Source organism: Gardnerella sp. KA00390 (assembly GCF_049244075.1).
GTDB classification, from domain to species: Bacteria; Actinomycetota; Actinomycetes; order Actinomycetales; family Bifidobacteriaceae; genus Bifidobacterium; species Bifidobacterium vaginale.
This window is the reverse complement of the sequence record NZ_CP058372.1, coordinates 1,470,694-1,495,260: the sequence shown is the minus strand read 5'-3', so window position 1 is coordinate 1,495,260 and position 24,567 is coordinate 1,470,694. Positions and strand designations below refer to the sequence as shown.

30 protein-coding genes and 1 tRNA gene are annotated in these 24,567 nt (G+C 43.2%); all 31 read left to right on the top strand.

The genetic code is table 11. The features are described 5' to 3' along the window. Nucleotides 1-4 precede the first annotated feature (4 nt). The 31 genes from rplP to xylA all read left to right on the top strand — a co-directional run bounded on the left by rplP (nt 5) and on the right by xylA (nt 24,504). A complete protein-coding gene (rplP, locus tag HXT53_RS05835) occupies nt 5-424 on the top strand; it encodes a 50S ribosomal protein L16 (protein ID WP_004114362.1) in 420 nt (139 codons plus the stop codon). After that, complete coding sequence (gene rpmC, locus HXT53_RS05830; protein ID WP_004105502.1) at nt 424-675, top strand: 50S ribosomal protein L29; 252 nt, start codon at nt 424-426, stop codon at nt 673-675. Before rplP ends, rpmC begins: the two co-directional genes overlap by 1 nt. Nucleotides 676-677: 2 nt before the next feature. Continuing rightward, nucleotides 678-944, top strand: coding sequence for a 30S ribosomal protein S17 (gene rpsQ / locus HXT53_RS05825; RefSeq protein WP_004114365.1), 267 nt, complete (start codon nt 678-680; stop codon nt 942-944). 90 nt (nt 945-1,034) lie between these two features. Further along, a complete protein-coding gene (gene rplN / locus HXT53_RS05820; protein ID WP_004114366.1) occupies nt 1,035-1,403 on the top strand; it encodes a 50S ribosomal protein L14 in 369 nt (122 codons plus the stop codon). A 1-nt stretch (nt 1,404) separates the two neighbouring features. Beyond that, nucleotides 1,405-1,740 (top strand): 50S ribosomal protein L24, encoded by a 336-nt coding sequence (gene rplX / locus HXT53_RS05815; RefSeq protein ID WP_004114367.1) that lies wholly within the window; start codon nt 1,405-1,407, stop codon nt 1,738-1,740. Further along, nucleotides 1,737-2,309, top strand: a complete 573-nt coding sequence (gene rplE, locus HXT53_RS05810; RefSeq protein WP_004114368.1) for a 50S ribosomal protein L5 — start codon at nt 1,737-1,739, stop codon at nt 2,307-2,309. Before rplX ends, rplE begins: the two co-directional genes overlap by 4 nt. A gap of 1 nt (nt 2,310) precedes the next feature. After that, on the top strand, nt 2,311-2,496 hold the full coding sequence (locus HXT53_RS05805; protein WP_004114370.1) for a type Z 30S ribosomal protein S14: 186 nt from the start codon (nt 2,311-2,313) through the stop codon (nt 2,494-2,496). An 82-nt stretch (nt 2,497-2,578) separates the two neighbouring features. Further along, nucleotides 2,579-2,977 carry a 30S ribosomal protein S8 gene (rpsH, locus tag HXT53_RS05800; RefSeq protein WP_004114372.1) on the top strand — a complete coding sequence of 133 codons (399 nt, stop codon included), beginning with the start codon at nt 2,579-2,581 and terminating at the stop codon, nt 2,975-2,977. A gap of 16 nt (nt 2,978-2,993) precedes the next feature. Further along, nucleotides 2,994-3,533, top strand: a complete 540-nt coding sequence (rplF, locus tag HXT53_RS05795) for a 50S ribosomal protein L6 (RefSeq protein ID WP_004114374.1) — start codon at nt 2,994-2,996, stop codon at nt 3,531-3,533. A gap of 1 nt (nt 3,534) precedes the next feature. After that, complete coding sequence (gene rplR / locus HXT53_RS05790; protein ID WP_004114376.1) at nt 3,535-3,906, top strand: 50S ribosomal protein L18; 372 nt, start codon at nt 3,535-3,537, stop codon at nt 3,904-3,906. Next, the gene (gene rpsE / locus HXT53_RS05785; protein WP_004114377.1) at nt 3,903-4,631 is read left to right on the top strand and encodes a 30S ribosomal protein S5; all 729 of its coding nucleotides are present in this window, start codon (nt 3,903-3,905) and stop codon (nt 4,629-4,631) included. Before rplR ends, rpsE begins: the two co-directional genes overlap by 4 nt. Next, the gene (gene rpmD, locus HXT53_RS05780) at nt 4,631-4,813 is read left to right on the top strand and encodes a 50S ribosomal protein L30 (protein ID WP_004114379.1); all 183 of its coding nucleotides are present in this window, start codon (nt 4,631-4,633) and stop codon (nt 4,811-4,813) included. Before rpsE ends, rpmD begins: the two co-directional genes overlap by 1 nt. Nucleotides 4,814-4,815: 2 nt before the next feature. After that, a complete protein-coding gene (gene rplO / locus HXT53_RS05775; RefSeq protein WP_004114381.1) occupies nt 4,816-5,271 on the top strand; it encodes a 50S ribosomal protein L15 in 456 nt (151 codons plus the stop codon). Between the two features lie 202 nt (nt 5,272-5,473). After that, complete coding sequence (gene secY, locus HXT53_RS05770; RefSeq protein WP_004116039.1) at nt 5,474-6,814, top strand: preprotein translocase subunit SecY; 1,341 nt, start codon at nt 5,474-5,476, stop codon at nt 6,812-6,814. Between the two features lie 63 nt (nt 6,815-6,877). Continuing rightward, a complete protein-coding gene (locus HXT53_RS05765) occupies nt 6,878-7,438 on the top strand; it encodes an adenylate kinase (RefSeq protein ID WP_004114385.1) in 561 nt (186 codons plus the stop codon). A 148-nt stretch (nt 7,439-7,586) separates the two neighbouring features. After that, nucleotides 7,587-7,805 carry a translation initiation factor IF-1 gene (infA, locus tag HXT53_RS05760; protein WP_004105485.1) on the top strand — a complete coding sequence of 73 codons (219 nt, stop codon included), beginning with the start codon at nt 7,587-7,589 and terminating at the stop codon, nt 7,803-7,805. A gap of 21 nt (nt 7,806-7,826) precedes the next feature. Next, nucleotides 7,827-7,940 carry a 50S ribosomal protein L36 gene (gene rpmJ / locus HXT53_RS05755; RefSeq protein WP_003842636.1) on the top strand — a complete coding sequence of 38 codons (114 nt, stop codon included), beginning with the start codon at nt 7,827-7,829 and terminating at the stop codon, nt 7,938-7,940. A gap of 132 nt (nt 7,941-8,072) precedes the next feature. Further along, a complete protein-coding gene (gene rpsM, locus HXT53_RS05750; protein WP_004105472.1) occupies nt 8,073-8,450 on the top strand; it encodes a 30S ribosomal protein S13 in 378 nt (125 codons plus the stop codon). 83 nt (nt 8,451-8,533) lie between these two features. Continuing rightward, the gene (gene rpsK, locus HXT53_RS05745; RefSeq protein WP_004105468.1) at nt 8,534-8,932 is read left to right on the top strand and encodes a 30S ribosomal protein S11; all 399 of its coding nucleotides are present in this window, start codon (nt 8,534-8,536) and stop codon (nt 8,930-8,932) included. Between the two features lie 79 nt (nt 8,933-9,011). Next, entirely contained in the window at nt 9,012-10,007 is a 996-nt protein-coding gene (locus HXT53_RS05740; protein WP_004114387.1) for a DNA-directed RNA polymerase subunit alpha, read from the top strand. A 79-nt stretch (nt 10,008-10,086) separates the two neighbouring features. Continuing rightward, a complete protein-coding gene (gene rplQ, locus HXT53_RS05735; RefSeq protein ID WP_004114389.1) occupies nt 10,087-10,521 on the top strand; it encodes a 50S ribosomal protein L17 in 435 nt (144 codons plus the stop codon). Between the two features lie 153 nt (nt 10,522-10,674). Continuing rightward, nucleotides 10,675-11,991 (top strand): Mbeg1-like protein, encoded by a 1,317-nt coding sequence (locus HXT53_RS05730; protein WP_421780167.1) that lies wholly within the window; start codon nt 10,675-10,677, stop codon nt 11,989-11,991. A 96-nt stretch (nt 11,992-12,087) separates the two neighbouring features. Then, nucleotides 12,088-13,020, top strand: a complete 933-nt coding sequence (gene truA / locus HXT53_RS05725) for a tRNA pseudouridine(38-40) synthase TruA (RefSeq protein ID WP_421780165.1) — start codon at nt 12,088-12,090, stop codon at nt 13,018-13,020. A 99-nt stretch (nt 13,021-13,119) separates the two neighbouring features. Next, nucleotides 13,120-13,205 (top strand) — tRNA-Ser (locus tag HXT53_RS05720). 714 nt (nt 13,206-13,919) lie between these two features. Then, nucleotides 13,920-15,392, top strand: coding sequence for a hypothetical protein (locus tag HXT53_RS05715; RefSeq protein ID WP_421780163.1), 1,473 nt, complete (start codon nt 13,920-13,922; stop codon nt 15,390-15,392). 584 nt (nt 15,393-15,976) lie between these two features. After that, the gene (locus HXT53_RS05710) at nt 15,977-17,320 is read left to right on the top strand and encodes an ABC transporter substrate-binding protein (protein WP_119676137.1); all 1,344 of its coding nucleotides are present in this window, start codon (nt 15,977-15,979) and stop codon (nt 17,318-17,320) included. Nucleotides 17,321-17,453: 133 nt separating this feature from the next. After that, nucleotides 17,454-18,341 carry a carbohydrate ABC transporter permease gene (locus tag HXT53_RS05705; protein ID WP_004116271.1) on the top strand — a complete coding sequence of 296 codons (888 nt, stop codon included), beginning with the start codon at nt 17,454-17,456 and terminating at the stop codon, nt 18,339-18,341. A gap of 128 nt (nt 18,342-18,469) precedes the next feature. Then, on the top strand, nt 18,470-19,243 hold the full coding sequence (locus HXT53_RS05700; RefSeq protein WP_020760477.1) for a carbohydrate ABC transporter permease: 774 nt from the start codon (nt 18,470-18,472) through the stop codon (nt 19,241-19,243). An 84-nt stretch (nt 19,244-19,327) separates the two neighbouring features. Next, nucleotides 19,328-20,377 carry a LacI family DNA-binding transcriptional regulator gene (locus HXT53_RS05695; RefSeq protein ID WP_004116267.1) on the top strand — a complete coding sequence of 350 codons (1,050 nt, stop codon included), beginning with the start codon at nt 19,328-19,330 and terminating at the stop codon, nt 20,375-20,377. A gap of 49 nt (nt 20,378-20,426) precedes the next feature. Then, nucleotides 20,427-22,547, top strand: a complete 2,121-nt coding sequence (locus HXT53_RS05690; RefSeq protein ID WP_285060154.1) for a glycoside hydrolase family 36 protein — start codon at nt 20,427-20,429, stop codon at nt 22,545-22,547. A 607-nt stretch (nt 22,548-23,154) separates the two neighbouring features. Then, nucleotides 23,155-24,504, top strand: coding sequence for a xylose isomerase (gene xylA, locus HXT53_RS05685; protein WP_421780158.1), 1,350 nt, complete (start codon nt 23,155-23,157; stop codon nt 24,502-24,504). Nucleotides 24,505-24,567: the final 63 nt, after the last annotated feature.

Here is a 24,567-nt window from a genome sequence, read left to right as displayed (position 1 = left end):
GCAGATGCTTATCCCAAAAAGGACTAAATATCGCAAGCAGCACCGTCCTACCCGTAGCGGCATGTCTAAGGGTGGAACCGCTATCGCTTTCGGCGATTTCGGTATTCAGGCGCTGGCTCCGGCGTACATCACTAACCGTCAGATCGAGGCAGCCCGTATCGCAATGACCCGCTATATTAAGCGTGGTGGTCGCGTGTGGATTACGGTTTTCCCTGATCGTCCATTAACCAAGCACCCGCTTGGTGCACGAATGGGTTCCGGTAAAGGCGCTCCAGAATTCTGGATTGCTAACATCCATCCAGGTCGTGTAATGTTCGAGATCGGTGGTGTTTCTGAGGACGTCGCTCGCGAGGCTTTGCGCCGCGCTATCGACAAGCTCCCAATGAAATGCCGTGTTATTGCGCGTGAAGGCGGTGACATCTGATGCCAGTCGGAACTGCAGACTACACCATCAAGAATTTAAACGAGAAGACTAATGCTGAAATCGAAGGCTTCTTAAAGAAGTCCAAGGAAGAGCTTTTTAACTTGCGCTTCCAGGCAGCAACTGGTCAACTCGAAAACAGCGCTCGCCTCAAGGCGGTCAAGCACGACATAGCCAGGATGTATACTATCCTGCGTGAGCGTGAACTCGGCATCAGCCAAGAGCCTGGCGCCACTGAGGTCAAGGAGAAGTAAGCATGGCTGAGAACCAAGAGCGCAACTTCCGCAAGGTTCGTCGCGGCTACGTCGTGTCCGAGGCCATGGACAAGACAATTGCCGTGGAGCTGGAGCAGCGTTCGACACACCCACTTTACGGTAAAGTCGTCCGCTCCACACGCAAGGTCAAGGCACATGATGAACACAATGAGGCGCATATTGGCGATCTCGTGAGTATCATGGAAACTCGGCCTTTGAGCAAGACCAAGCGTTGGCGTCTCGACTCGATTATCGAGCGCGCCAAGTAAACAAGTTCAGCAAGGCTCCGCGCTTCACCTGTGCCTGTTGTCTAGTAGGTACGGGTGAGCGGGGAGAACCAGCTCGACTAAGGAGAATCAATGATTCAGCAGGAAACGCGGCTTCATGTCGCCGACAACACGGGTGCTAAGGAATTGCTTGCCATCCGCGTGCTCGGTGGATCGAAGCGACGCTATGCCGGCATCGGCGACATCATCGTCGCCTCCGTTAAGGATGCTATTCCTGGCGGGTCGGTCAAGAAAGGCGACGTAGTTAAAGCTGTCGTCGTCCGTACGGTCAAGGAACATCGTCGTGTTGATGGTTCCTATATTAAGTTCGACGAGAACGCCGCTGTTATTCTCGGCTCCGGCCGTGAACCAAAGGGCACTCGTATCTTTGGACCAGTCGGTCGTGAATTGCGTGATAAGCGCTTCATGAAGATTGTGTCCCTCGCCCCGGAGGTGATCTGAGATGGTAGCCAAGATTAAGTCCGGCGACCAGGTAAAGGTTATCCGCGGCAAGGATCGCGGTAAGGAAGGCAAAGTACTTCGTGTACTCGCCGAAGACCGTTTGATCGTCGAGGGTGTTCAGGTTGTTAAGAAGCATGTGCGTGCTACCCAGCAGGGTCAGCAGGCAGGCATCGTCTCTGTTGAGGCTCCAATTCACCGTTCTAACGTTATGGTGATTGACCCAGAGACCAAGCAACCAACCCGCGTGGGCGTGATTGTTAAGCAAGAAGCTCGCGACGGCAAAGTAAAGACCGTGCGCGTGCGTGTAGCTAAGAAGTCCGGAAAGGAGCTGGCATGACCGATACTACAGTTGAGGCGCCGGCAACTCCGCGCTTAAAGCAGCAATACAATGATCAAATCGTTCCAGCTTTGGAAAAGGAATTTGGCCACACTAATCCTATGCAGGTGGCTCGTTTGCAGAAGGTCGTCGTCTCTATGGGCGTTGGCGCTGCAGCTCGCGATTCCAAGCTTATCGAAGGTGCGATTAAGGATCTCACTTTGATCACTGGTCAGAAGCCAAAGGTTACTAAAGCTAAGAAATCTGTTGCGCAGTTCCATTTGCGCGAAGGTCAGGCTATTGGCGCTTACGTAACTCTTCGTGGTGATCGTATGTGGGAATTCTTGGATCGTTTGCTCACTCTGGCTTTGCCACGTATCCGCGATTTCCGTGGTATTAATGGCAACCAGTTCGACGGTCAGGGTAACTATAACTTTGGTCTTACGGAGCAGTCAATGTTCCACGAGATTGATCCTGATTCGATTGATCATCAGCGTGGTATGGACATCACCGTGGTGACCACCACCAAGGACGATGTGGAAGCGAAGTCGCTACTTAAGCACCTCGGTTTCCCATTCAAGGAGAACTGATATGGCAAAAACCGCTCTGAAAAACAAGGCGGCCGCTAAGCCGAAGTTCAAGGTGCGCGCTTATACGCGTTGCCAGGTTTGTGGTCGTCCTCACTCCGTGTATCGCAAGTTCGGTCTGTGCCGTGTATGCCTTCGTGAAAAGGCACATCGCGGTGAGTTGCCGGGTGTTACGAAGTCCAGTTGGTAAATATCGACGCTGAAGGTCCACTGCTTTAAGAATAACTAAAACAGGCGGTGGAAACCACGGCGAGAAAGGGCGTTAGCCCAACATGACAATGACAGATCCTATCGCAGACATGTTGACACGTCTGCGTAATGCGAGCGCGGCAAAGCACGATACCGTGGAAATGCCGTACTCCAAGTTCAAGGCGAATATCGCCGAGATTCTGAAGCGTGAAGGCTATATTAAAGACTTTGCTGCTAAGGAAGCCAAGGTTGGACAGACTTTGGAAGTCACATTAAAGTATGGCTCCAATGGTCAGCGTTCCATCCAGGGCATCAAGCGCATTTCTAAGCCAGGCTTGCGTCGTTACGCAAAGTCTGATTCTTTGCCTATGCCTCTTGGTGGTCTCGGTATCGCTATTATCTCGACCAGCTCGGGATTGTTGACTCAGAAGGAATGCCTCGACAGAGGCATTGGCGGCGAAATCGTCGCCTACGTATGGTGAGAAAGGAGAGCTGAAAATGGCATCGCATATTGGTAAGCTCCCCGTCGACATTCCTGCAGGCGTGGAAGTAAAGATTGAAGGTCAGTCCTTTAGTGCTAAGGGCGCTAAGGGTTCTGATTCCTATGTAATTCCAGAAGGTATTACCGCTGAAGTTGCTGATGGCAAGATCGTTTTAACCCCAGCTGATGATTTGCGTCCAACTCGTGCAAAGCACGGTTTGGCTCGTGCAATCGTAGCGTCCATGGTTAAGGGTGTGCATGAAGGCTACACCAAGACTTTGGACATTGTTGGAACTGGTTATCGTGCTGTGATGAAGGGTAAGGGCATTGAGTTCTCACTCGGATATTCTCACACTATTACCGTTCAGCCACCTGAGGGTATTGAGTTTGAATTGCCAAACGCAAATCAGGTAATCGTCAAGGGTACTGACAAGCAGGCCGTTGGTCAGGCTGCCGCTAACATTCGCAAGCTGCGTGCTCCAGAACCTTATAAGGGTAAGGGCATTAAGTACAGCGATGAGCGTATTTTGCGCAAGGCTGGAAAGGCTGGTAAGTGATATGAGCGTTAAGATTTTCGGTAAGGGTACCAAAGTCGCGCGTTTGCGTCGTCACGCCCGTCTTCGTAAGCGCATTTCTGGCACTCCAGAGCGCCCACGTTTGGTAGTTTCTCGTTCTAACCGTCACATGGTTGCTCAGATTGTGGATGACACTAAGGGTCTTACCCTTGTAAGCGCTTCCACCTTGACTTCTGACTTCGCTGGTTTTACTGGTACGAAGACTGAAGCTGCTACCAAGGTTGGCGAGTTAATCGCTGCCAAGGCGAAGGAAGCGGGTATTACCGCTGTAATCTTCGATCGTGGCGGTAATAAGTATCATGGTCGCGTCGCAGCAGTAGCTGAAGGCGCCCGTCAGGGAGGTCTAGCACTGTGAGCGATAACGAAAAGGAAACCCAAGTGGCTGAAGAAACTCAGAACACTCAGGCATCCGCCGAGGAGCGTACTGACGATCGCCGTTCCCGTCGCTCTAAGGGCGAAGGTAAGCGCGGAGAGCGTCGTAACCGTCGTGAAGAAAACCGCGGCGAAGAGCTTCTGGATCGCGTAGTTACTATTAACCGTGTTTCCAAGACTCACAAGGGTGGTCGTACCTTTAGCTTTGCAGCACTTGTTGTTGTTGGCGACGGTAAGGGCACTGTTGGTGTTGGCTACGGTAAGTCTCGCGAAGTTCCAGCAGCTATCGCTAAGGGTCAGCTTGATGCTAAGAAGCATATGTTCACTGTTCCACGTATTCGTGGTACCGTAACCCACCCTGTGTTGGGTCACGATGCTGCTGGCACAGTTTTGCTTCGTCCAGCTGCTCCAGGTACTGGTGTAATTGCTGGTGGCGCTGTGCGTGCTGTTATGGAGTGCGCTGGCATTACCGATATCCTCACCAAGTCCATGGGCTCTGCAACCGCTGTTAACGTGGTTCGCGCTACTGTGGATGCTTTGAAGAAGCTTGAAGAGCCAGAGGAGATTTGCGCTCGTCGTGGACTTTCCCTCGAGGAAGTTGCACCAGACGCATTGCTTCGTGAGCGCGCTGCAGGCATTGCCGAAGCTCGCAAGGCTCGTGAAGAAGCTCAGGCTGCTAAGGCTGCCCAAGCAAAGGATGGTGAGTGATGGCTAACTTGAAGATCACTCTGGTGCACGGTTTGGTTCATTCCACCGAGCGTCAGCGCGCGAACGTTCAAACTCTCGGTCTTCACAAGATTGGCCAGAGCGTTGTTCGCGAGGACAATCCAGTCAATCGTGGCTTGGTTATGGCCGTTCGCCACTTGCTGAGCGTTGAGGAGGTTGACTGATTATGGCTAATGAAGAACCAATGTTGCACATGCACACGTTGCGTCCAGCTCCAGGAGCTAAGAAGGATCGCATTCGCGTGGGTCGTGGTGAAGGCTCTAAAGGTAAGACTTCGGGTCGTGGCGATAAGGGTACGAAGAAGCGTTACCAAGTTCGTCCAGGCTTTGAAGGCGGCCAGCTTCCACTTTACATGCGTTTGCCTAAGCTTCGTGGCTTTAAGAGCCCATTCAAGAAAGAGTTCCAGGTTGTTAATGTTGCAGCCCTCGAAGAACTCTTCCCAAATGGTGGCGAAGTCACTGTTGCTGATTTGGTAGTTAAGGGCGCTGTGCGTGATGGCTATCCAGTTAAGGTTTTGGGCGATGGCGATCTTAAGGTTGCTTTGACTCTTAAGGGAGTTAAAGCTTCTGCATCCGCTAAAGCCAAGATTGAAGCTGCTGGTGGCTCTGTTAGCGAAGAGTAATGTACTCAGCTGATAATGCTAATTAACGCAGTGATTTAACTGTTTAATAATCCCTCTAGTTTTAGCTAGAGGGATTATTTTTTATTGACTAAACTCACGGAATAACTGTATCGGTATGCACCGTGATATAAACTATTGCCTCAGAGTTTGTTTTTTTACTGTTGCGCCTAGATCGTAGCGCAAAAAAGGGAGGAAGACCCAGGTGAAAACGTTAATCCAGGCCTTCAGGACGAAGGAGTTGAGGAATAAGATCCTCTTCGTCTTCGCAATGATTATCATCTACAGAATCGGTTCCTTTATTCCGATTCCTGGCGTTGATTACAAAGTTATACGTGCTTGCACAGCCAAGCTTGCTTCTTCTAGTGAAAACTTTATTGGTTTGGTGAACCTGTTCTCTGGTGGTTCGCTTTTGCAGCTGTCTATTTTTGCATTGGGTGTTATGCCTTATATTACGGCATCTATTGTTATTCAGCTGCTTAGAGTTGTGATTCCTCGCTTTGAGGCTCTTCACAAGGAAGGTCAGTCTGGAGAAACAAAGCTTACTCAGTACACTCGTTATTTGACTATTGGCTTGGCAATTTTGCAGTCCACAACCATTTTGGTTACTGCACGTTCTGGTGCACTATTTAATTATCAGTGTGGTCAGGTTATTCCAGATGGCTCTATGTGGAGCTTACTGGTTATGGTTTTGATTATGACTGGTGGCACTGGTTTGATCATGTGGATGGCAGAACTTATTACGGATAAGGGTATTGGTCAGGGCATGTCAGTGTTAATCTTCATGTCTATCTGCTCTGGCTTCCTTCCAAAGCTGTGGGAAATTGGTTGGGGAACCAATGGTACTAATGGCGATTGGACCAAGTTCTCTATTGTCGGTGGCGTTCTGCTTGTAATTCTTATTTTCGTTGATTTCGTGGAGCTCGCTCAGCGTCGAATTCCTGTACAGTATACGCGCCGAATGATTGGTCGTAAGATGTATGGCGGTTCTTCCACATACTTACCTCTTAAGGTCAATATGAGTGGTGTTATCCCACCAATTTTTGCATCCTCGATTCTTGCTATTCCAACTCTTCTTGCTCAGTTTGGTGATAGTCGTAAGGATTGGGTGCGTTGGATTAATGCCAATTTAGCAAACTCTACTTCTGTGTGGTACATAGCCTTGTACACAGTTATGATTGTGTTCTTCTGCTTCTTCTACACTGAGATTACTTTTAATCCAGATGAAACTGCAGATAACATGAAGGAATACGGCGGTTTTATCCCAGGTATTCGTGCTGGTAGTGCTACAAGCCGCTATCTTAGCTATGTTATGAATAGATTAAACACTGTTGGTGCTGTCTATTTGCTATTCGTAGCGTTGATTCCAACAGTTTTGATTATGTCTTTGCACCTTAATATGAAGCTTCCATTTGGTGGTACTACGATTCTTATTATCGCAGGTGTTGGCTTGGATACTTTGCGTCAAGCCAAGGCTCAGACCGAACAGTTCCAGTATGCTGGATTCTTGTTTGATCATAACGATAGTAAGCAAGTTGCTAAGTAGTATTACTAGATAGGTTTTGTTGTTAAGATTTGCGATGGAGCATAAAGAAACAAGGAGATTAATATGCGATTGCTAATTATGGGACCACAGGGCGTTGGTAAGGGCACTCAGGCTGCTTTGCTTGCAGAGCATTATGGGATTCCTGCTATTTCTACTGGCGATATTTTCCGTTACAACTTGAAGAATCAAACGGAGCTTGGTAAGAAGGTTCAGGGTTATCTTGATAAGGGTGAGCTTGTTCCAGATGAATTGACAAATAGCATTGTTAAGGATCGTCTTGCTCAGGATGATGCTAAGAATGGCTGGATTCTTGATGGATATCCACGTAATGCGTCTCAGGTTAAGGCTTTGGATCTTATGCTTGAGGAGCTTGGTACTCCTTTGGATCACGTTGTTGCTCTTGAAGCGGAGCGTGAGGTTTTGCTTGAGCGTATGAAGAAGCGCGCAATTGAGCAGGGTCGTTCAGATGATACTCCTGAGGTAATTGCTACTCGTTTGGAAACTTACGAGAAGGAAACTGCTCCTCTTCTTGATATTTATGAAAGCCGTGGTCAGCTTGTTGAGGTTGATGGTGTTGGCGATATTGCTGAAATCAACAATCGCATAGTTGAGTCTTTGGTATGAGATTTATTTAAAATTTAGATTTTCTCGTATTTATAATGCGCCTTTTGCGACACGCCGAGTGTTGTATTGGGCGCATTTACTGTATCATAGAAGATTGGCGTGTCTTCGGATACGTAAAGTAGTACGTCCAAGGAACGGAACGAGGCTCATGGCAAAAGACGGTGTGATTGAAGTCGAAGGCACGGTAGTTGAAGCACTGCCAAACGCGATGTTTCGCGTTCAGCTTGAGAACGAGCACATTGTACTGGCTACGATTTCTGGAAAGATGCGTAAGAATTATATTCGTATTCTTCCTCAAGATCGTGTTGTGCTGGAGATGAGCCCTTATGATTTGAACCGTGGTCGTATTACGTACCGCTATAAGTAAAGGTACAAGCAAAGGAAAACCATGAAGGTCAGCCCTAGCGTGAAGAGGATCTGCGAAAATTGCCGCGTGATCCGCCGTCACGGTCGCGTCATGGTGATTTGCATCAACCCACGTCATAAGCAGCGTCAGGGCTGAGTGGATCCCCACCGCGAAGATAAAGGATAAGGCGCTAAGTCGCAGCTAAAGCTGAACCCTGGGTGCGCAGGCCCAGGCCGCATGATTGCGGGAGACTTGGTGCACGACCTGCGTAATAGTAAAGGAATTACAATGGCACGTCTTGCCGGAGTAGATATTCCCAATGAGAAGCGCATTGAGATTGCCCTCACCTACATTTTTGGTGTAGGCCGTACTCGCGCTAAGGAAACGCTTGCCGCGACCGGTGTTAATCCGGATACCCGCGTCAAGGATCTTACGGATGAACAGTTAATCACTTTGCGTGATTATCTTGAAGCTAATTATAAGATTGAAGGCGATTTGCGTCGTGAAATCGATGCAGACATTCGTCGTAAGATTCAGATCAACTGCTATCAAGGCCAGCGTCATCGCAAGGGTCTTCCTGTGCGTGGTCAGCGTACTAAGACTAATGCTCGTACTCGTAAGGGTCCGAAGCGTACTGTCGCCGGGAAGAAGAAGGCCACCAGATAGTAGTCGGTGGTCGGCTCTAGGCCACGAGTTAATTCTCATCGCCTAGACATACCAACTAATTCGTCATTAGGAAACGAGGGTCAATGGCAGCTGCAAAGCAAGCCTCGCGCAAGCCGCGTCGCCGGGACCGCAAGTCGGTACCGGTTGGGCAGGCGCATATTAAATCAACATTCAATAACACGATTATTTCCATCACCGATCCATCGGGCGCAGTCCTTTCTTGGGCTTCCGGTGGCGATGTCGGCTTTAAGGGTTCCCGCAAGTCGACTCCTTACGCTGCAGGTATGGCTGCTGAGTCTGCTGCTCGTAAGGCAATGGAACATGGCCTGAAGAAGGTCGACGTGTTTGTTAAGGGTCCAGGTTCCGGTCGTGAAACCGCTATCCGTTCCCTTCAGTCCGCGGGTCTTGAAGTCGGTTCTATTACCGACGTCACCCCACAAGCGCATAACGGCGTTCGCCCACCAAAGCGTCGCCGCGTCTGAGCACTCTTACGAATCCATCCATCCAACCCGCTTATGGGCGGCGAGTGCACCACCGACCAGAAGCTGAAAGGATACAAAAGTGCTTATCGCACAGCGTCCAACACTTACCGAGGAATCACTGAATCCCCAGCGTTCTCGCTTTACAATTGAGCCGTTGGAACCAGGTTTCGGATACACGCTCGGCAATTCGCTGCGTCGTACCCTATTGAGCTCCATTCCAGGTGCTGCCGTAACTTCGGTACGCATTTCTGGTGCTCTCCATGAGTTCACGACTCTGCCAGGTGTTGAAGAGGATGTCACTGAAATCCTGCTGAACATTAAGGGTATCGTACTTACAAGTGAGTATGACGAGCCAGTAGTGATGTATCTTCGCAAGAGCGGCAAGGGTGAAGCAACAGCTGGAGATATTACTCCTCCTGCTGGCGTCACTATTGCCAATCCAGAGATGCATATCGCTACACTTGCTGAAGATGGTGAGCTTGAAATTGAGTTCACCGTGGAGCGCGGTCGTGGCTATGTACCTGCTCAGATGAACAAGCAGGAAAACAGCGAAATCGGTCGCATTCCAGTGGATTCGATCTACTCACCAGTTTTGAAGGTGAGCTATAAGGTCGAAGCTACCCGCGTGGAACAGCGCACGGACTTCGATAAGCTCATCCTGGATGTGGAAACTAAGCCAGCTATTACACCACGAGATGCAGTTGCATCTGCTGGTTCGACTTTGGTTGAGCTTTTCGGTCTTTGCCGTGAGCTTAACGTCGATGCAGAAGGTGTTGAAGTTGGTCCAGCTCCAGTCATGGGAGAAGTTGATTCTCAGATGGCTACTCCGATTGAGGATTTGAATCTTACGCAGCGCAGCTACAACTGCTTGAAGCGTGAGGGAATCCACACTGTTGGTGAGCTGGTAGTACACACTGAGCAGGATTTGCTCGATATTCGTAATTTCGGCATGAAATCCATCGATGAGGTTAAAGAGAAGTTGCAGTCTATGGGATTGTCTCTTAAGGCCTCGCCGCTTGGCTTTGACGCCAATAATCTCGAAGGTGGCACGTTCTTCTCGCCAGAAGACGAGTAAACAATCCACCGCCAATCGTCGTGGTTTTTGGATGTTCGGGTTTTTGCCCACCTGAATTCTGCGACAATAAGGAGTAATAATGCCTACACCGAAACAAGGGCCTCGTCTGGCTTCTAGCCCAGCGCATGAGCGCCTGATGCTGGCCAACATGGCTACTAGCCTCTTCCAGCACGGTCGTATTGTGACTACTTTGCCAAAGGCAAAGCGTCTTCGTCCACTTGCTGAGCGTTTGATAACATTCGCTAAGCGTGGCGACTTGCATTCGCGCCGCCGTGTGTTGCGCGTGATCCGCAATAAGTCCGTTGTTCACATGCTTTTCACTCAAATTGCTGAGCAGATGAAGCAGCGTGAAGGTGGCTATACCCGCATCGTTAAGATGGCTCCTCGTCGTGGTGATACTGCTCCACAAGCTATTATTGAGCTTGTTGTTGAGCCAGTAAGCCCAAAGAAGGCTGTCGTTAAGGAAGCTGAGTCTGCTGCTAAAGTTGCTGCTAAAGAAGAAGCAGCCGAGTAGCTTAGATTAGCATCTTGATGCATCGGTAAGTAAATCTTTCGACGAGTAGTCGTCGTGTTTTAGATTTATTGAACGGGTTGGAGTTTTATCTCCAGCCCGTTTTTCTATATCTGATATATCTTTTCTATATCTGGTATCAATTATTATTGAAATATGACAAATATTCTCGATTTAGTGAATAACGATTTTACTAACTTTAAAGATAGAAAATTCAACGCCGTAGATTCGCTTATTTTATGCGAGTTGGCGTATGTTTGCATGCCTGAATCGATTCCAAAGTATAATGACGATTCTAACGCACTAGCAACCGTTCCTTTAAGCGAATTGCTTCGCGGTGAGGATTTTTCTTCAATGTTTAGCTCTGGTTCAGCTAAAGTTGATGATTTTCGTAAGAGTCTTCTTCTCGCTGTTGCAGCTAGTCCGCGATATAGGGGAATGCGAGTCGGCGAGGTTCTTGAGCGTTTTGACGAGTCGAAGATTGATGATTCGTGTGAACAGCAGTTTGCTGCAGTTACTTTTGATTTGACTGATTGTGTTGGCTATAGATGTTTTGTTGTTGCTTTCAGGGGGACTGATAACACTCTTGTTGGGTGGAAGGAAGATTTTAATATGGCTTTTCGCTGCCCAGTTCCAGCACAAGAGTCTGCTGCAGAATATTTGCTCTCTATATCTAGGCGCGCGTGTAAAGATTCTTGCAAAAGTGGCGGTATTCGTGGGATTTTTAGCAGTGTTGCCGATTATTTTGCGAATTTGTTTAATAAGAAGAGTGATTTTAAGAATATCGATCTGGATAAGGTAGATCTAGAAAATAGCGATAATAAGAATAGCGATCTAGAAAATAACAATGATTGCGATTTAAGTGATAATCCTAAAATATTTGTTGTGGGTCATTCAAAAGGCGGAAATATGGCGGCATATGCGACTATGCGTTTGGATGCAGAAAATCAACAACTTGGTGATCTTGTCAGTAAAATTTATTCTATGGACGGTCCTAGTTTTGGCTCGGATGTTGTTGATCCAAAGGTTTTTTCTCGCGTTGTTTCTAGGATTGAAAAAGTTGTTCCACAATCTGCTTTTATCGGATTGATCATGGATACTGGCGTACCGTATAAAGTTACGGTTGCTGAGTCGATTGGATTGATGCAACATTTTGGCATGTATTGGCAGGTTAAAGACGGAGATTTTGACTATTGTGATCATGTAACTCCGCGTGCGCTTGCTGTTTCTAAAGCTGCTAATGATTGGATGTTGAATTTGTCTTTCGAAGAAAGAAAACGCAGAATTGATGGTGTTTACAACGCTTTAACTAGCTTAGGATATCCTACTTTTGATGAAATTTCTGCGCATTGGTCGGAGCTTTTGCCGAAAATATTGAGCATAGCAACGCATATGGATTCAAAGACTTATGAGTTAATTCGTAATATTATGAGTGCGTTTACTGGTGTTAGTGGATCAGAACATAAGAATTGAAAAGATTATTGTTGCAGTCTGGAGACTAGGGCAACTAGGGCGACTAGGGCAACTAATATTCGGTTTTTATAATAATTGTTTTGGAAGGTTTTTTTGATGCGTCTTCGTTTGGATTTAGCTTATGATGGCGGTGATTTTTACGGTTGGGCTAGGCAGCCGAATTTAAGAACAGTGCAAGGCACTTTGGAAGACGCTTTATATAAAGTTTTGCGTGTACATGATGGCGATTCTTGTTTTCCGCTTCGACTCACAGTTGCTGGTCGCACGGATACTGGTGTTCATGCTTCTTATCAGGTTTGTCATTTAGATGTCGAAAATGATATTTTACAAAATTGTGTTGGACACACAAATTTGACGCCTGTAAAAGCTTTAGAATATAGGCTTCGTGGGGTTTTGCCTAAAGATATTTCGATTCACAGTGTAAGCATTGCGCCAAGCGGTTTTGATGCTCGTTTTTCTGCGCTTGATCGCACATACGTGTATAGGATTAGTGATGCGGCAAATCGCGCGAATTTGGATCCGCGTATGCGTGGTTTTGTGTTACAACTTGACTACGATTTAAACGTTGATGCCATGAATCAGGCAGCAGCTATGATTGTTGGTTTGCACGATTTTGGGTCTTTCGCTCGTCCAAATCCTGGTGGAACTACGATTCGCTGCGTTAAAAAAGCGGTTTGGAATCGCGTTTGTTCGGATGGTTGCGCGTCTGTTGGTTCGTCTATTGCTTCTAGATCAACTGGCAATATTCCGCCTATTGAGCACGGTTTGATTGAGTTTACTATTGTTGCTGATGCGTTTGCACATAATATGGTTCGTTCTCTTGTTCAGGCTTGTGTACAAGTTGGTTGCGGTAAGCGTTCTGTTGACTGGTTTAAGGATAAGATTGAAAATCCGATTCGAGAAGGATCTACTGGTCCTATTGCGGCTAATGGTTTGACTTTGGAATATGTTGAATATCCTCCGAAAGATCAACTTGAAGTTAGGGCTAATGCGATTCGCGCTCGTCGAACTCTTGAAGAGCTTGATTGATTGTTTGCAAAATTATCAACACAAATTTGTGTATATTCTAGGGTTGGTTTACAATTGAAAAGTTGCGTTTCTTTCTGCGTTTTGCAGTTCGCGCAAAATGGATGAATGTCCGAGCGGTCTAAGGAGCACGCCTCGAAAGCGTGTGAGGGTTACACCCTCCGCGAGTTCAAATCTCGCTTCATCCGCAAGCAGGGTTTCTGGCTTTTGCTAGAAGCCCTTTTTTGTTCGCGTTTGTGTATTTTTGCATGCGTTTGTTTCTTTTATCCCGTGTTTGTTCCCAAAATCACCAAATGCGTAAACAAACGCGGGCAAGTGTTCCCGCATTTGTTCCCAAAATCGCCAAATATGTAAACAATCTCGGGCAAGTGTTCCTGCTTTTGTTTACCAAATGGGTCAAAAAGGGAACAAACGCGGGGTAAGAAATAGGCAGAGCGAAGAGTGGTGGGGTGAAGAGTTAGGTGCGATTGTCTTGTAGCGTGGCATTTGATGTGGTGTCGGTGTGGTGTCGGCGTGTTGCGTGTGCGGGTTGTGTGGAATGTTGATTTTTCAATGGTTTTATAGCGTTAGTGTTCTTGTCTGAGTAGTTTCCTGAGAAAAGTCTGGGAAAATTCTTTAAAAACCTTGAAACAATATGTTTTTACGGTTTTATTAGTGTTAATCCACAAATATTATGGTGAAAATAGTTTTTATTGTGGATTAGTTTGTGTGTAACATTATTTTTTTCTGTTTGTTTTGTGTGGCTGCCTCTTGACTTTTTTAAACGGGGGGGGGGGTATGTTAATAACAGCTGCTAGCTAGATGCTCTAGATGGTGGTTATCCACAATGTTTTGAATGTTGTTGGATGTTTAAGATTTTTCTTCGTGTACCTGCACGGAGGAGAAGAAGAAAGGAAATTAAAATGATGAATAAGAAGGCTATCGCCGCTTTCGCTGCTGGCGCTACTCTCTTGTCTGGTTTGGCTTTTGCTGCTCCAGCATTCGCTGAACCAAGCACTACTGGTTCTTATGCTGATGCTGCTTCAATCCATGGCGCTGAGCAAGAAGTTGATAAGGCTCATGCAGCTGTTGTCGACGCTCGTGAGGGTGTTCATACTGCTGAAAATACTCAGGCTAAGGCTGAGCGTGCTCTTGCTCCTTTGAAGCGTGCTGCTGAAAAGGCCAGTAAGGATAATGATAAGGCTAAGGCTGCTGTTGACGCCGCTCAGAAGGCCGTGGATGATTTCAAGAAAACATACATCGCTGATTATATGAGCAAAGATAAGACTAAGTCATATAATGATGCCGAGACAGCATACAATGCTTTGAGTGGTACTTCTGATGAAGCTAAGAAGAAGACTAAGCTTGACGCTGCTTTGACTGATGCTAAGACTAAGTATGGTGAGGATGAGACTTCTGGCACTCAGAAAGCTTTGAAGGAAGCTAATGATGCTGTTGATAAGCAGCAGAAGAAGGTTGATGCGGCTAAGGATGAAGTTGAGACGGCTAAGGATACTTTAAAGGGTGCTGAAGCTGATTTGGCTTCTGCTCAGGCTTATCTTCGCCGCTTAAAGGGTGAACCTGAGCCAGCAAAGCCAGGTGAAACCAAGCCAGGTGAGACCAAGCCAGGTGAGACCAAGCCAGGTGAGACCAAGCCTGTTCAGACTGCTGATCCATCTAAGTCTGCTGCTTCTGCTGAGTTGATGCGTACTCAGGTTGTGTTGGCTGAGGCTGATGCTACTAATAAGGATGCTCAGGAGAAGTTTGTTAAGGCTAAGGCTGGTTTTGAGGCTGCTAAGACTCAGATGGCTGCTTTGGATGCTCAGGTGAAGTCTGCTGCTGATCGTGAAGAGGCTCTTCGCGTGGCTGGTAAGACTGATACTGATGCTTACAAGGCTGCTGTTATTGATTTGAAGGCTGCTCAGTCTAGGGCTAATGCTTATAGGACTCATGAGTATGCTGATGCTGAGAAGAATTTCGGAGAGAAGAGTGGTAAGGCTTTGCTTGCTGCTACTGCTTATAATACTGCTCTTGTGAATTATCGTGCTGCTTATAATAAGGCTGTTGAGGTTGAGGCTTCTGCTGTTAAGGGCTTTGCTGATCCTAACACTTTGAACCCAGTTTCTACTGATTTCCCTGCTGCTTCTGCTGCTGCTAAGGCTGAGGCTAAGAAGGTTGAGGCTAAGGCTCAGACTGCTGCTCCAGCCGCTGGTAAGGCTGGTGCCGCTGCTGCTGCTAAGGGTGAGCTTGCTGGTATGGGCACCAAGGGTGGTAATGGTCATGGTGGTAAGGCTGGCGAGAAGCTTGGTAATGCTGGTGTTGGTGTTGCTTTGACTGCTTTGGCTGCTTCTATGCTTGCTGGTATGGGTGCTGCTGTTCGCAAGATGCGTCACTAAGCATTTGCTGCCTTATTTAAGGTTTGCGCTCAACGACTGGTGTGGTGTTTTGTAGGGAAGCATCACACTGGTTTATTCCCGATTCTCTTTGGTTTTATTGTTTTAACATTGGTTTGCTATTGTTTTTCTTTTCTTCCCAGTGTTGATTCGTTTAGCTTGTTGGGTTTTGGGTGTTGAGTGTTGTTGCTTTCGGTTTTGTTTGCTACTAGGGGCTTTCAAAACCGGAAGCATTTTTTGTTTTTTTAAGGGCTTATTGTGTGTGATAGATTTTATAATTAATACTCTATGAGTATTAATTTTTCGATAGATGAATTTAAAAATTAATTTTTATATAAATTTTGAGCTTTTAATAATAATTATTGATCTTACTAGTGCAGCGATTTTTATTTGAAAACGTTTTCAAATTTATTATTAAGTTTATCGTTAACTGCAATAAAGCCATTATATATAAAGAAAAAATCATATTTTTATTATTTTTATTATTTTGGTAGCGCTTTCAAACAATATGCGTTACTATAAAGGTGTCACAAGCTTTGTCGAGTGGCGTATGAGTTTATTGCCAAGAAGGTTCAAAGGAGAATTCAATGAAAAGGCAAACTATTCTACAGCTGGCATTAGTTGGTGTACTCAGTCTAGGATTGACTTTGTCGGGATGTGGTAATCCTGCTGCTATGAGTAATAATTCTGATGAGTCTACAACTTCTGCAAATTATTGGCCGAATGCAAATAGGAAATTATCAGGAGTTAAGCTGACTTTTTGGGTTGGTCAATCTGATAATAAAGTACCTGTGCGTGTTATAAAAGATTTTGAACATGCTACTGGCGCAAAAGTGGATTTACAAACAATTCCAGACACTTATGAAAATAATGTACAAACAAAGATTACTACTGGAGATATGCCAGATTTAGCGACTTGGGAACCTACAAATTCTATGCTTGCTGGGTTTGTTAGTACAGGAAAATTACAGAAGTTGGATCACGCTCCATGGGTTAAAAATTATGCGTCTGGTATTTCTGAATTAGGGAAAACAAAGGGTCATCGATATGCAGCTTTGATATCCCCAGTTAATGTTATGGGCGTTTGGTACAACAAGAAAGTATTTGAAAAAGCTGGTATTACTGATCTTCCTAAAGGATGGGATGGGCTGCTCGAGGCTGCTAAGAAAATACAAAAGACGCATGCAGCACAGTCTCCATTCTTCGAAATGGGTGGTTCTCAATGGGGTACTCAGTGGGGTGTTCAGGTTCAACTTGCAGAATCGGCTCGTGCTGGACTTTGGAATCGTGTAAATAGCGGCAAAGAGAAGTTTACAGACAAGATCATTATGACTGCTATAAAGAATTATAAGAAGTTATTTGATGATGGATTGTTTAATAATGATGCTGGTTCTGCAACGCTTAATGATCAAGCTGCAGCATTATTTGAAGGCAAAGCAGGTATGATTTTTGGTAATAACGCTCAATTTAATATTGCTGCTGCATTAGCCAATAATGATAAGAAAGTTATAGATGATACTTTAGGGTTCTTGCCGATTTCTGCTTCTGGTAATATCTCGTCGTTGTCTCCTGGAGCTTCAAGCGCAGTAGTAGCTTTCAAGACTGGTGACGCGCAACGTGAATCTGCAGCACGACAATTCTTGAATTTCTGGATGTCTGTTGGTTATAAGAATTTTGTTAATGATCGTAACCTTGTTTCCGCTCTTAAGACTGTTGACTCTCCGTCAACTGTTCCTCAAGCTTTGATTGATGCTGCTAATTCTATTGGTCATAGTGCTCCATCTATGCAGTCAGCTGCTATTGCTAATCCAGATCTTTATTTGAATCTCGCTAACATGATAAATGGAACTGTGAATCCAGAACAAGTAGCTAAAGCAACGCAAGATCAGTTTGCCCAGATTGCAAAAGCCCAGGGTGCAAAAGGATTCTAACAGAGTTTTGATTCTTAAAAATATTCATTAATGAGGTGATTAAGAGATTTATTTTTTAAATCTCTTAATCACCTATAGCGGGTATTGAATTATATTTATCTGTCTGCGTGAAGTTATTTGAAAGGTATTTATTATGGGTACTCATAGTAGTTTAATGAGAAAAAATTACCCCTTAGCTTTTTTGATTCCTGCAGGTATTATGCTGACAGTTTTCTTTATTGCTCCAACAATTATGAATTTTGTTTATGCATTTACTGATTGGTCTGCTTTTAAAAATACTATTAATTTTAATGGTTTTGATAATTTTCTTTCATTATTCCAAAACGGAATCTTAATGAAAGATATACAAATAACATTGTTTTATGCTATATGTATTGCTATTTTTCAAAATGTATTTGGATTATTCTTGGCTGTTTTATTAGAAAAGGATACTCTGTTAAATAGATTAGCAAGAATAATGTTTTTTATCCCTGTAATTATGTCTGCATTAGCTGTTGGATATATTTGGCAGGCAGTTTTAAAAAATTCAGGTGCGCTAGATCAGATTCTCTCAGGTATATTTGGTCATAGTATAACTACTGGATTATTGGCTAATACCCATACTGCAATCATTACAATTGCGTTCGTTCAAGGATGGAAGTGGATGGGTTTGTCAATGCTTATATTCCTTGCAGGATTAAAAACTATTGATTCAGATGTTCTTGAAGCTGCTTATATTGATGGTGCAAGTAGCGGTCAGATTTTCTGGAAAATTAAATTCCCTCTGTTAGCTCCCGCATTCACGTTTAATGTTGCGACAAGTTTACTTGGTTCATTAAATGGATTCGATATGGTGCAGGCTATGACAAAGGGTGGACCTGGTGGTTCTACAGAAATTCTTAACATCTTTATTTGGCGTACATTTGGGCAAGGATTATATGCTCAATCGACAACAATGAGTATGATTCTTTTCATTTTAGTAGCACTTATTGCTTTACCTGTTATATATATTCTACGCCGTAGGGAAAGGAATATTTTCTGATGTTAATGCGTTTGTTAAATTTATGTTTTCGCAATCAGACGATTGTAAATTCCAATAGTTCTGTTAGATTATCAAAGATTAATCGCGTTGCTCGACGTGTAGTTCATGATATTTTTGTAATTTTTATCATGATTATATTTCTTGCAATTCCATTTTGGCTGTTGATAATTACCGCTGGTAAAACACAGAGTGAAGCACTGAAACTTAGTATGTCTGTTCCTAAACAATGGCATTTGCTTGAAAATTTTTTGACTGTTATACGTGATGGGAAAATGTTAGCGGCATTTTTTGGATCTATAATTGTTACATTACCATCTGTGTTTATTGCTATATTTGTCGGGTCAATGGCTTCGTGGGTTTTAGCAAGACGTGCAACTAAGCCTGTTGCAGCTTTGTATGTTGTAGGTATATCTGGGCTAATATTGCCTCCTGCCGTAGTTACAGTAATGATGCTGTTGAAAATGATTGGTCTTTCTGGAACTGCAGTAGGAATGATTTGCGTTTATGTTGGTATTTATTTGTCTACAGTTATATTCTTTGTAACTGGATTTATTCGTACTATACCTACGGCTTTAGAAGAATCGATGAGGGTAGATGGTGCTTCGCCTATTAGAATATTCTTCATGCTAATTCTTCCGCTTCTTGCACCAACAATTGCTACTGCAACCATTCTTCTTATACTCTATATATGGAATGACGTTTTTTACGCTCTATTTATACTTTCTGGAAAGATGAGTACATTGCCTCTTAATTTGTATAATGTTGCTAGCGCTGGATTGTATCTTAATAATTGGCATTTGATTTTTGCGTATATAGTTCTTATGAGTCTGCCATTGCTTATAGTTTTTGGTATAGCACAGCGAAAGATAATCAGTGGTATTACTGGAGGTGCAGTAAAGTAGTAGCTGCTATTTGTGGTTGCATTGGTTGTTAGATTTAATTAGTAGTTTTAATATTAAATTGTGGTTTTGATGGGAGATTATATTGTGACAAAGAGGTCGAACAATAATAATAAACCGCCATCTATTAGTGATGTGGCTAAGCTTGCTGAAGTATCTACATCGTCTGTATCTAGGTATCTTAATCATTCTGAGAGTTTAACGCCAGCTAAGAGGGAAAGTATTGCTAATGCTATTAAATTACTTGATTATCATCCGTCATTGCTTGCGCAAGGTTTAGCTTCAAAGCGATCTAATGTAATAACATTTTTCGCTGGTCAAGATTTACTATATGGCGTTGTTGGTTGCATAAAAGGCGTTGAAAGAATAGCTTCGCAATCAGGAGTTGTGGTTAACGTTATTTTGTTTGATGAGCATCAATCTCCTTATACTCTTAAGCAATGTATTAAGTCAGCATTAAGTACTAATCCATTGGGAATAATAATTGATCAACCTCGATATGGAATAGCGTGTGATGAAATTATCAGAAATGCGCAGAAAGATTTACCAATTGTTCTTATTGGTGGGAATAGACGTAAGGGACAGTATCAATTGTTCACTCACGATGATCAGGGTGGATATGCGATAACAAAATATTTGTTATCTCTTGGATCAGATACTGTCTATTATGTTGCGCCTCCAGAAGAAGATGAAGAGCAAACTAGGCAATCTGGTTGGAAAAAAGCCTTAGAGGAAGCTGGAGCAGTAATACCAAATCCATATAAAACCTCGTGGGATCCATTAGATGCTGAAAAAATTGGTGTATCTCTTGGCAGGCGCAATGATGTAACTGCTATTTTTGCTGGTAATGATGAAATTGCTTTAGGAGTTATGCGTGGTTTATATTCAGTTGGTAAACATGTTCCTGAAGATATAAATGTTATTGGATTTGACGATAACCCAATTGCTAGATTATCTGTTCCAGCATTAACGACATGGCACCAAGATTTTGAACTTTTTGGAGCTTATGCTGCTCAGATAATTCTAGATCAGTCAAATGGTAAAGCAGTAATAGATAAAGATGAGCCACATTTTATAGGTCATAATACAGAGCAATTAGTTATTCGTGAATCTACTCGTTATCGTAAAAATGGATAGTTTATATGGCTTTTGTGTTGCTAGTGGTTAATCAGGTGAAAGAATAAATATGATGTTGAAAACTAAAATTTTTACAAATAATGGGATATCGGTTATTTATCGAAATATAGGTTGCGATAACGTTGATTTTATATTGGTTCCAGAGAAATTTGCCGATAAAGCAATGCGTGATGATTGCAAGCCAGAACCATTAATACAAGCGAAAATCGTTGGTGATTCTTATCCAGATGGTTTCGCGCAAGGCAGAACAATGAGAAATTCATCTACGGTGCAGGGCATGCATTTCGTTTCTCAGAATTGCGTTATGAGAGGCAAATCTTCGTTTATTACTACAGTATTAGAAGACAGTAGACATGTACAGTATATTCATAATTTGCAATTTGGAGCTTGTTCGTCAACTATAGAGATCACTACAGAAGTAAAAAATTGTGGAAATAAACCCGTTACGTTAGAGATGTTGTCGAGTTTTACTTTAGGTTCTCTATCGCCATTATTGACAGGTCTTGCAGCAGAAAGCATGAGAATACACAGACTTCATAGTACTTGGAGTGCAGAGGGACGTTTAATCACAGAAAGACCAGAAGATCTTCAGCTAGAGCCTGATTGGCAACAGCATAGTGCAAATTCTTTACGGTTTGGAAGTGTAGGGTCTTTCCCCGTGAGAGAGTGGGCTCCTTTTATTGCAATAGAAGATATTGTAAATAATGTTACATGGGCTGTATCAACAACTCATGCTTCTAGCTGGCAGATGGAAATATATAGGCGCGATAATGGTCTTTCTATATCTGGAGGTATTGCAGATCGTGAGTTTGGTCATTGGATGCATACAATTAACCCTGGGGAATCTTTTACTGCTCCTTCTGCTATCGCAACTGTAGTGCAAGGTGGAGTTGACTTAGCATCTCAATGTTTATTGGAACATACTCGTGAGAATTTATCTCTGCCGAAAAATGAGAAGGCATATCTTCCTATAATTTTTAATGAATATTGCTCAACATGGGGATTGCCTACTGAGAAAAGTGTTCTTTCGCAATCTAAAATAATAAGTAAGCATGATATTGACTATGTTGTTATTGATGCTGGTTGGTTTGATCATGAGTCGTTTGATACTGCAATAAGGTTCGGTAAATGGTGTGTTGATAAACAATCTTTTCCTCACGGTATGAAATATGTTGTAGAAAGGCTTCATAACTTAGGTTTAAAAGTTGGAATATGGTTTGAATTTGAAGCAGTGGGAGAAGATGAAGAATCCTTATTCAATCGTACGCAATGGCTGCTTAAAAGGGATGGTGTTCCTATAACGTCAGGGCAACGTCGTTTTTGGGATATGAGAAATAAAAATGTAAGAGAATACTTACGTGTGCGAGTAATTGATTTCTTGAAAGAAAATAAAATTGATTACCTTAAAGTGGATTACAATGACTCTATAGGCATAGGTTGTGAAACCGTAGATTGCGATTATAGGTGTGATTATAACTCTCTTGGTGATGGTCTTTACTCGCATATTCAAGCTACTATGTCTTTCTTTGATGAAATACGAAAATCTTTACCTAATCTTGTTATTGAAATATGCTCAGCTGGTGGTCATAGATTAGTTCAATCTTTTATGCAAATTGCTTCAATGGCCAGCTTCTCTGATGCACATGAATGTATTGAATCTCCTATCATTGCAGCCAATATGCATAGGATGATTTTGCCGAGACAATCGCAAATTTGGGCAGTGATGAGGGAAAATCTCGATGAGAATGCTGTCATTTATAGGCTTTGTACGGGTTTTCTAGGTAGATTGTGCCTATCTGGGGATGTTGAAAGTTTATCTGATTGGCAATGGAGGTTAATAGATAAGGCTATAGGTCTGTATCAAAAAATTAATAAAACAATTGATCGCGGTATAAGTAGTTGGATTGGTAGTGGAATAGTCAGCTATCGTAGTCCTAAAGGTTGGCAAGCAATCATAAGGAAACCTATGGATTGTAATAATCCTCTATTTGTTGTGCTGCATACTTTTGCTAAATCACCTTGTAAAGTTATATTGCCTATTCCACATCAATTTGTGGATAAAAATATAGAAACTTTTATGTCAGAAAGTATAAAAATATCGTTCGATGGCGATAGCTTGTGTATAAGTAATCTTCATGATTTTGAAGCGGCTGTTATTGTTTTTGACTAGAATGAGAAAATTTTGCAGGAGTTAATGCAGCGTTTAAAAATTGATATGTTTTTGATAATCCGGAATTAAGGGTTTATATATGTGACTTATTGATTAATTGTCATCGCGGCTACGAGTGATTTATGGTGGACAGTATAAGTGGCAAACAAAATTCTCGTAGCTTTCTCCTATAGGGCGGCATGAAGTTTGTGTTTTACATGAGCTTTATGCCGCTTTGCCCATGTTTGTGTATTTTTGCCCGCGTTTGTAGTCAGATTTGCTCAAAAGGGAACAAATGCGGGCTTAATCCTTATGTTCTTATGTTTTTACCTTTTGGTCATATTATTGTGTATTTGCTATCGTCTAATTCATTGATTTTGTATGCAATTTACATGTATGAGTTATCTCTATTTATGTATTTATTATTTCTAATTCTATTTATGTCTTTTATTTATCTATCTACGATTTATTGGCATGTGTTGCTTACTGATCTAAGTAAGTTATTTTTTAGTCGTGTGTAAATTTATAAGAAACGCCGAAATAGTAAAATCATTTGACAAACTTAGGTTAATCATTTTACTATATTGATATCGGCATGAAGTCGTGCTGGTTTGAGCAAAGGAGCAATATGAGTTTATGGAATATTGATAAGATCGAATACGTAGGTAGTGCGCAAGGTCCAAAAGAGGGTCTAGCTTTTCACTACTACGATGCGGATAGAGTTGTAGCTGGAAAAAAGATGAAAGATTGGTTGCGCTTTGCTGTTGCATGGTGGCATACTTTCGACCAAACTCTTGTTGATCCATTTGGAACTGGTACAGCTCATAGACCGTATTATGGCAAATATAGTGATCCTATGGATGAGGCTTTAGCTAAAGTCGATTATGCATTTGAGCTTTTCCAGAAATTGTCTGTGGGATATTTCTGCTTCCATGACCGCGACATAGCTCCAGAAGGCGATACTCTTCGTGAAACAAATCGCAATCTCGATCGTGTAGTTGATAAAATTGAAGAGAACATGAAGTCAACAGGTATTAAATTGCTATGGAATACCTCATCACTGTTTACAAATCCTAGATTTGTGTCTGGCGCTTCAACATCTCCATTTGCAGATATTTATGCATACTCTGCAGGTCAGCTAAAGCATAGTTTAGAGATTGGCAAGCGCTTAGGTGCTGAAAATTATGTATTCTGGGGGGGTCGTGAAGGATACGAAAACTTGTGGAATACACAGATGAAGCGCGAACAAGAACATATGGCAAAATTCTTCCACATGTGCCATGATTATGCGCAGGAAATTGGTTTTGATGCTCAATTCTTGATTGAGCCAAAGGCTAAAGAGCCTACGATGCATCAGTATGATTTTGATGCTTCGACTGCAATCGCATTCTTGAGAACATATGATTTGATGGATGTATTTAAGCTGAATCTCGAAGGTAATCATGCTAATTTAGCTGGTCATACTTATCAACATGAGATTCGTACTGCTAGAGAAGCAGGTGTTCTTGGATCTTTGGATGCAAACCAAGGCGACAAGCTTATTGGGTGGGATATGGATGAATTCCCAACTGATCTTTATGAAACTTCAACTGTGATGTGGGAAGTTTTGCAAGAAGGGTCGATTGGTCCTCATGGTGGTCTTAATTTTGACGCTAAGCCACGTCGTACGTCTTTTGATGCTGAGGATTTGTTCCGTTCTCATATTGCTGGTATGGATTCATTTGCAGCAGGCTTGTTGGTCGCTGCAAAAATGCATGAAGATAAATTCATTGAGAATTTACAGGCAGATCGTTACTCTTCATATGATTCTGGTATTGGCTTAACTGTAGAAAATGGCACAGCCAGCTTGTCGTCTCTTGAAGAATACGCTTTGGATATTCCTCAAGAAAAGTTGATTACTGCAACTAAATCTGATCATCTTGAATCAGTGAAGGCAACGATTAACAATTACATTATCGATGCTCTAAGAGAAGGGTGATTCAAACTGTATCTAGTATAACTGAGTAAAAGTGTGAATATTTAATAACAAAATATTTGTTAG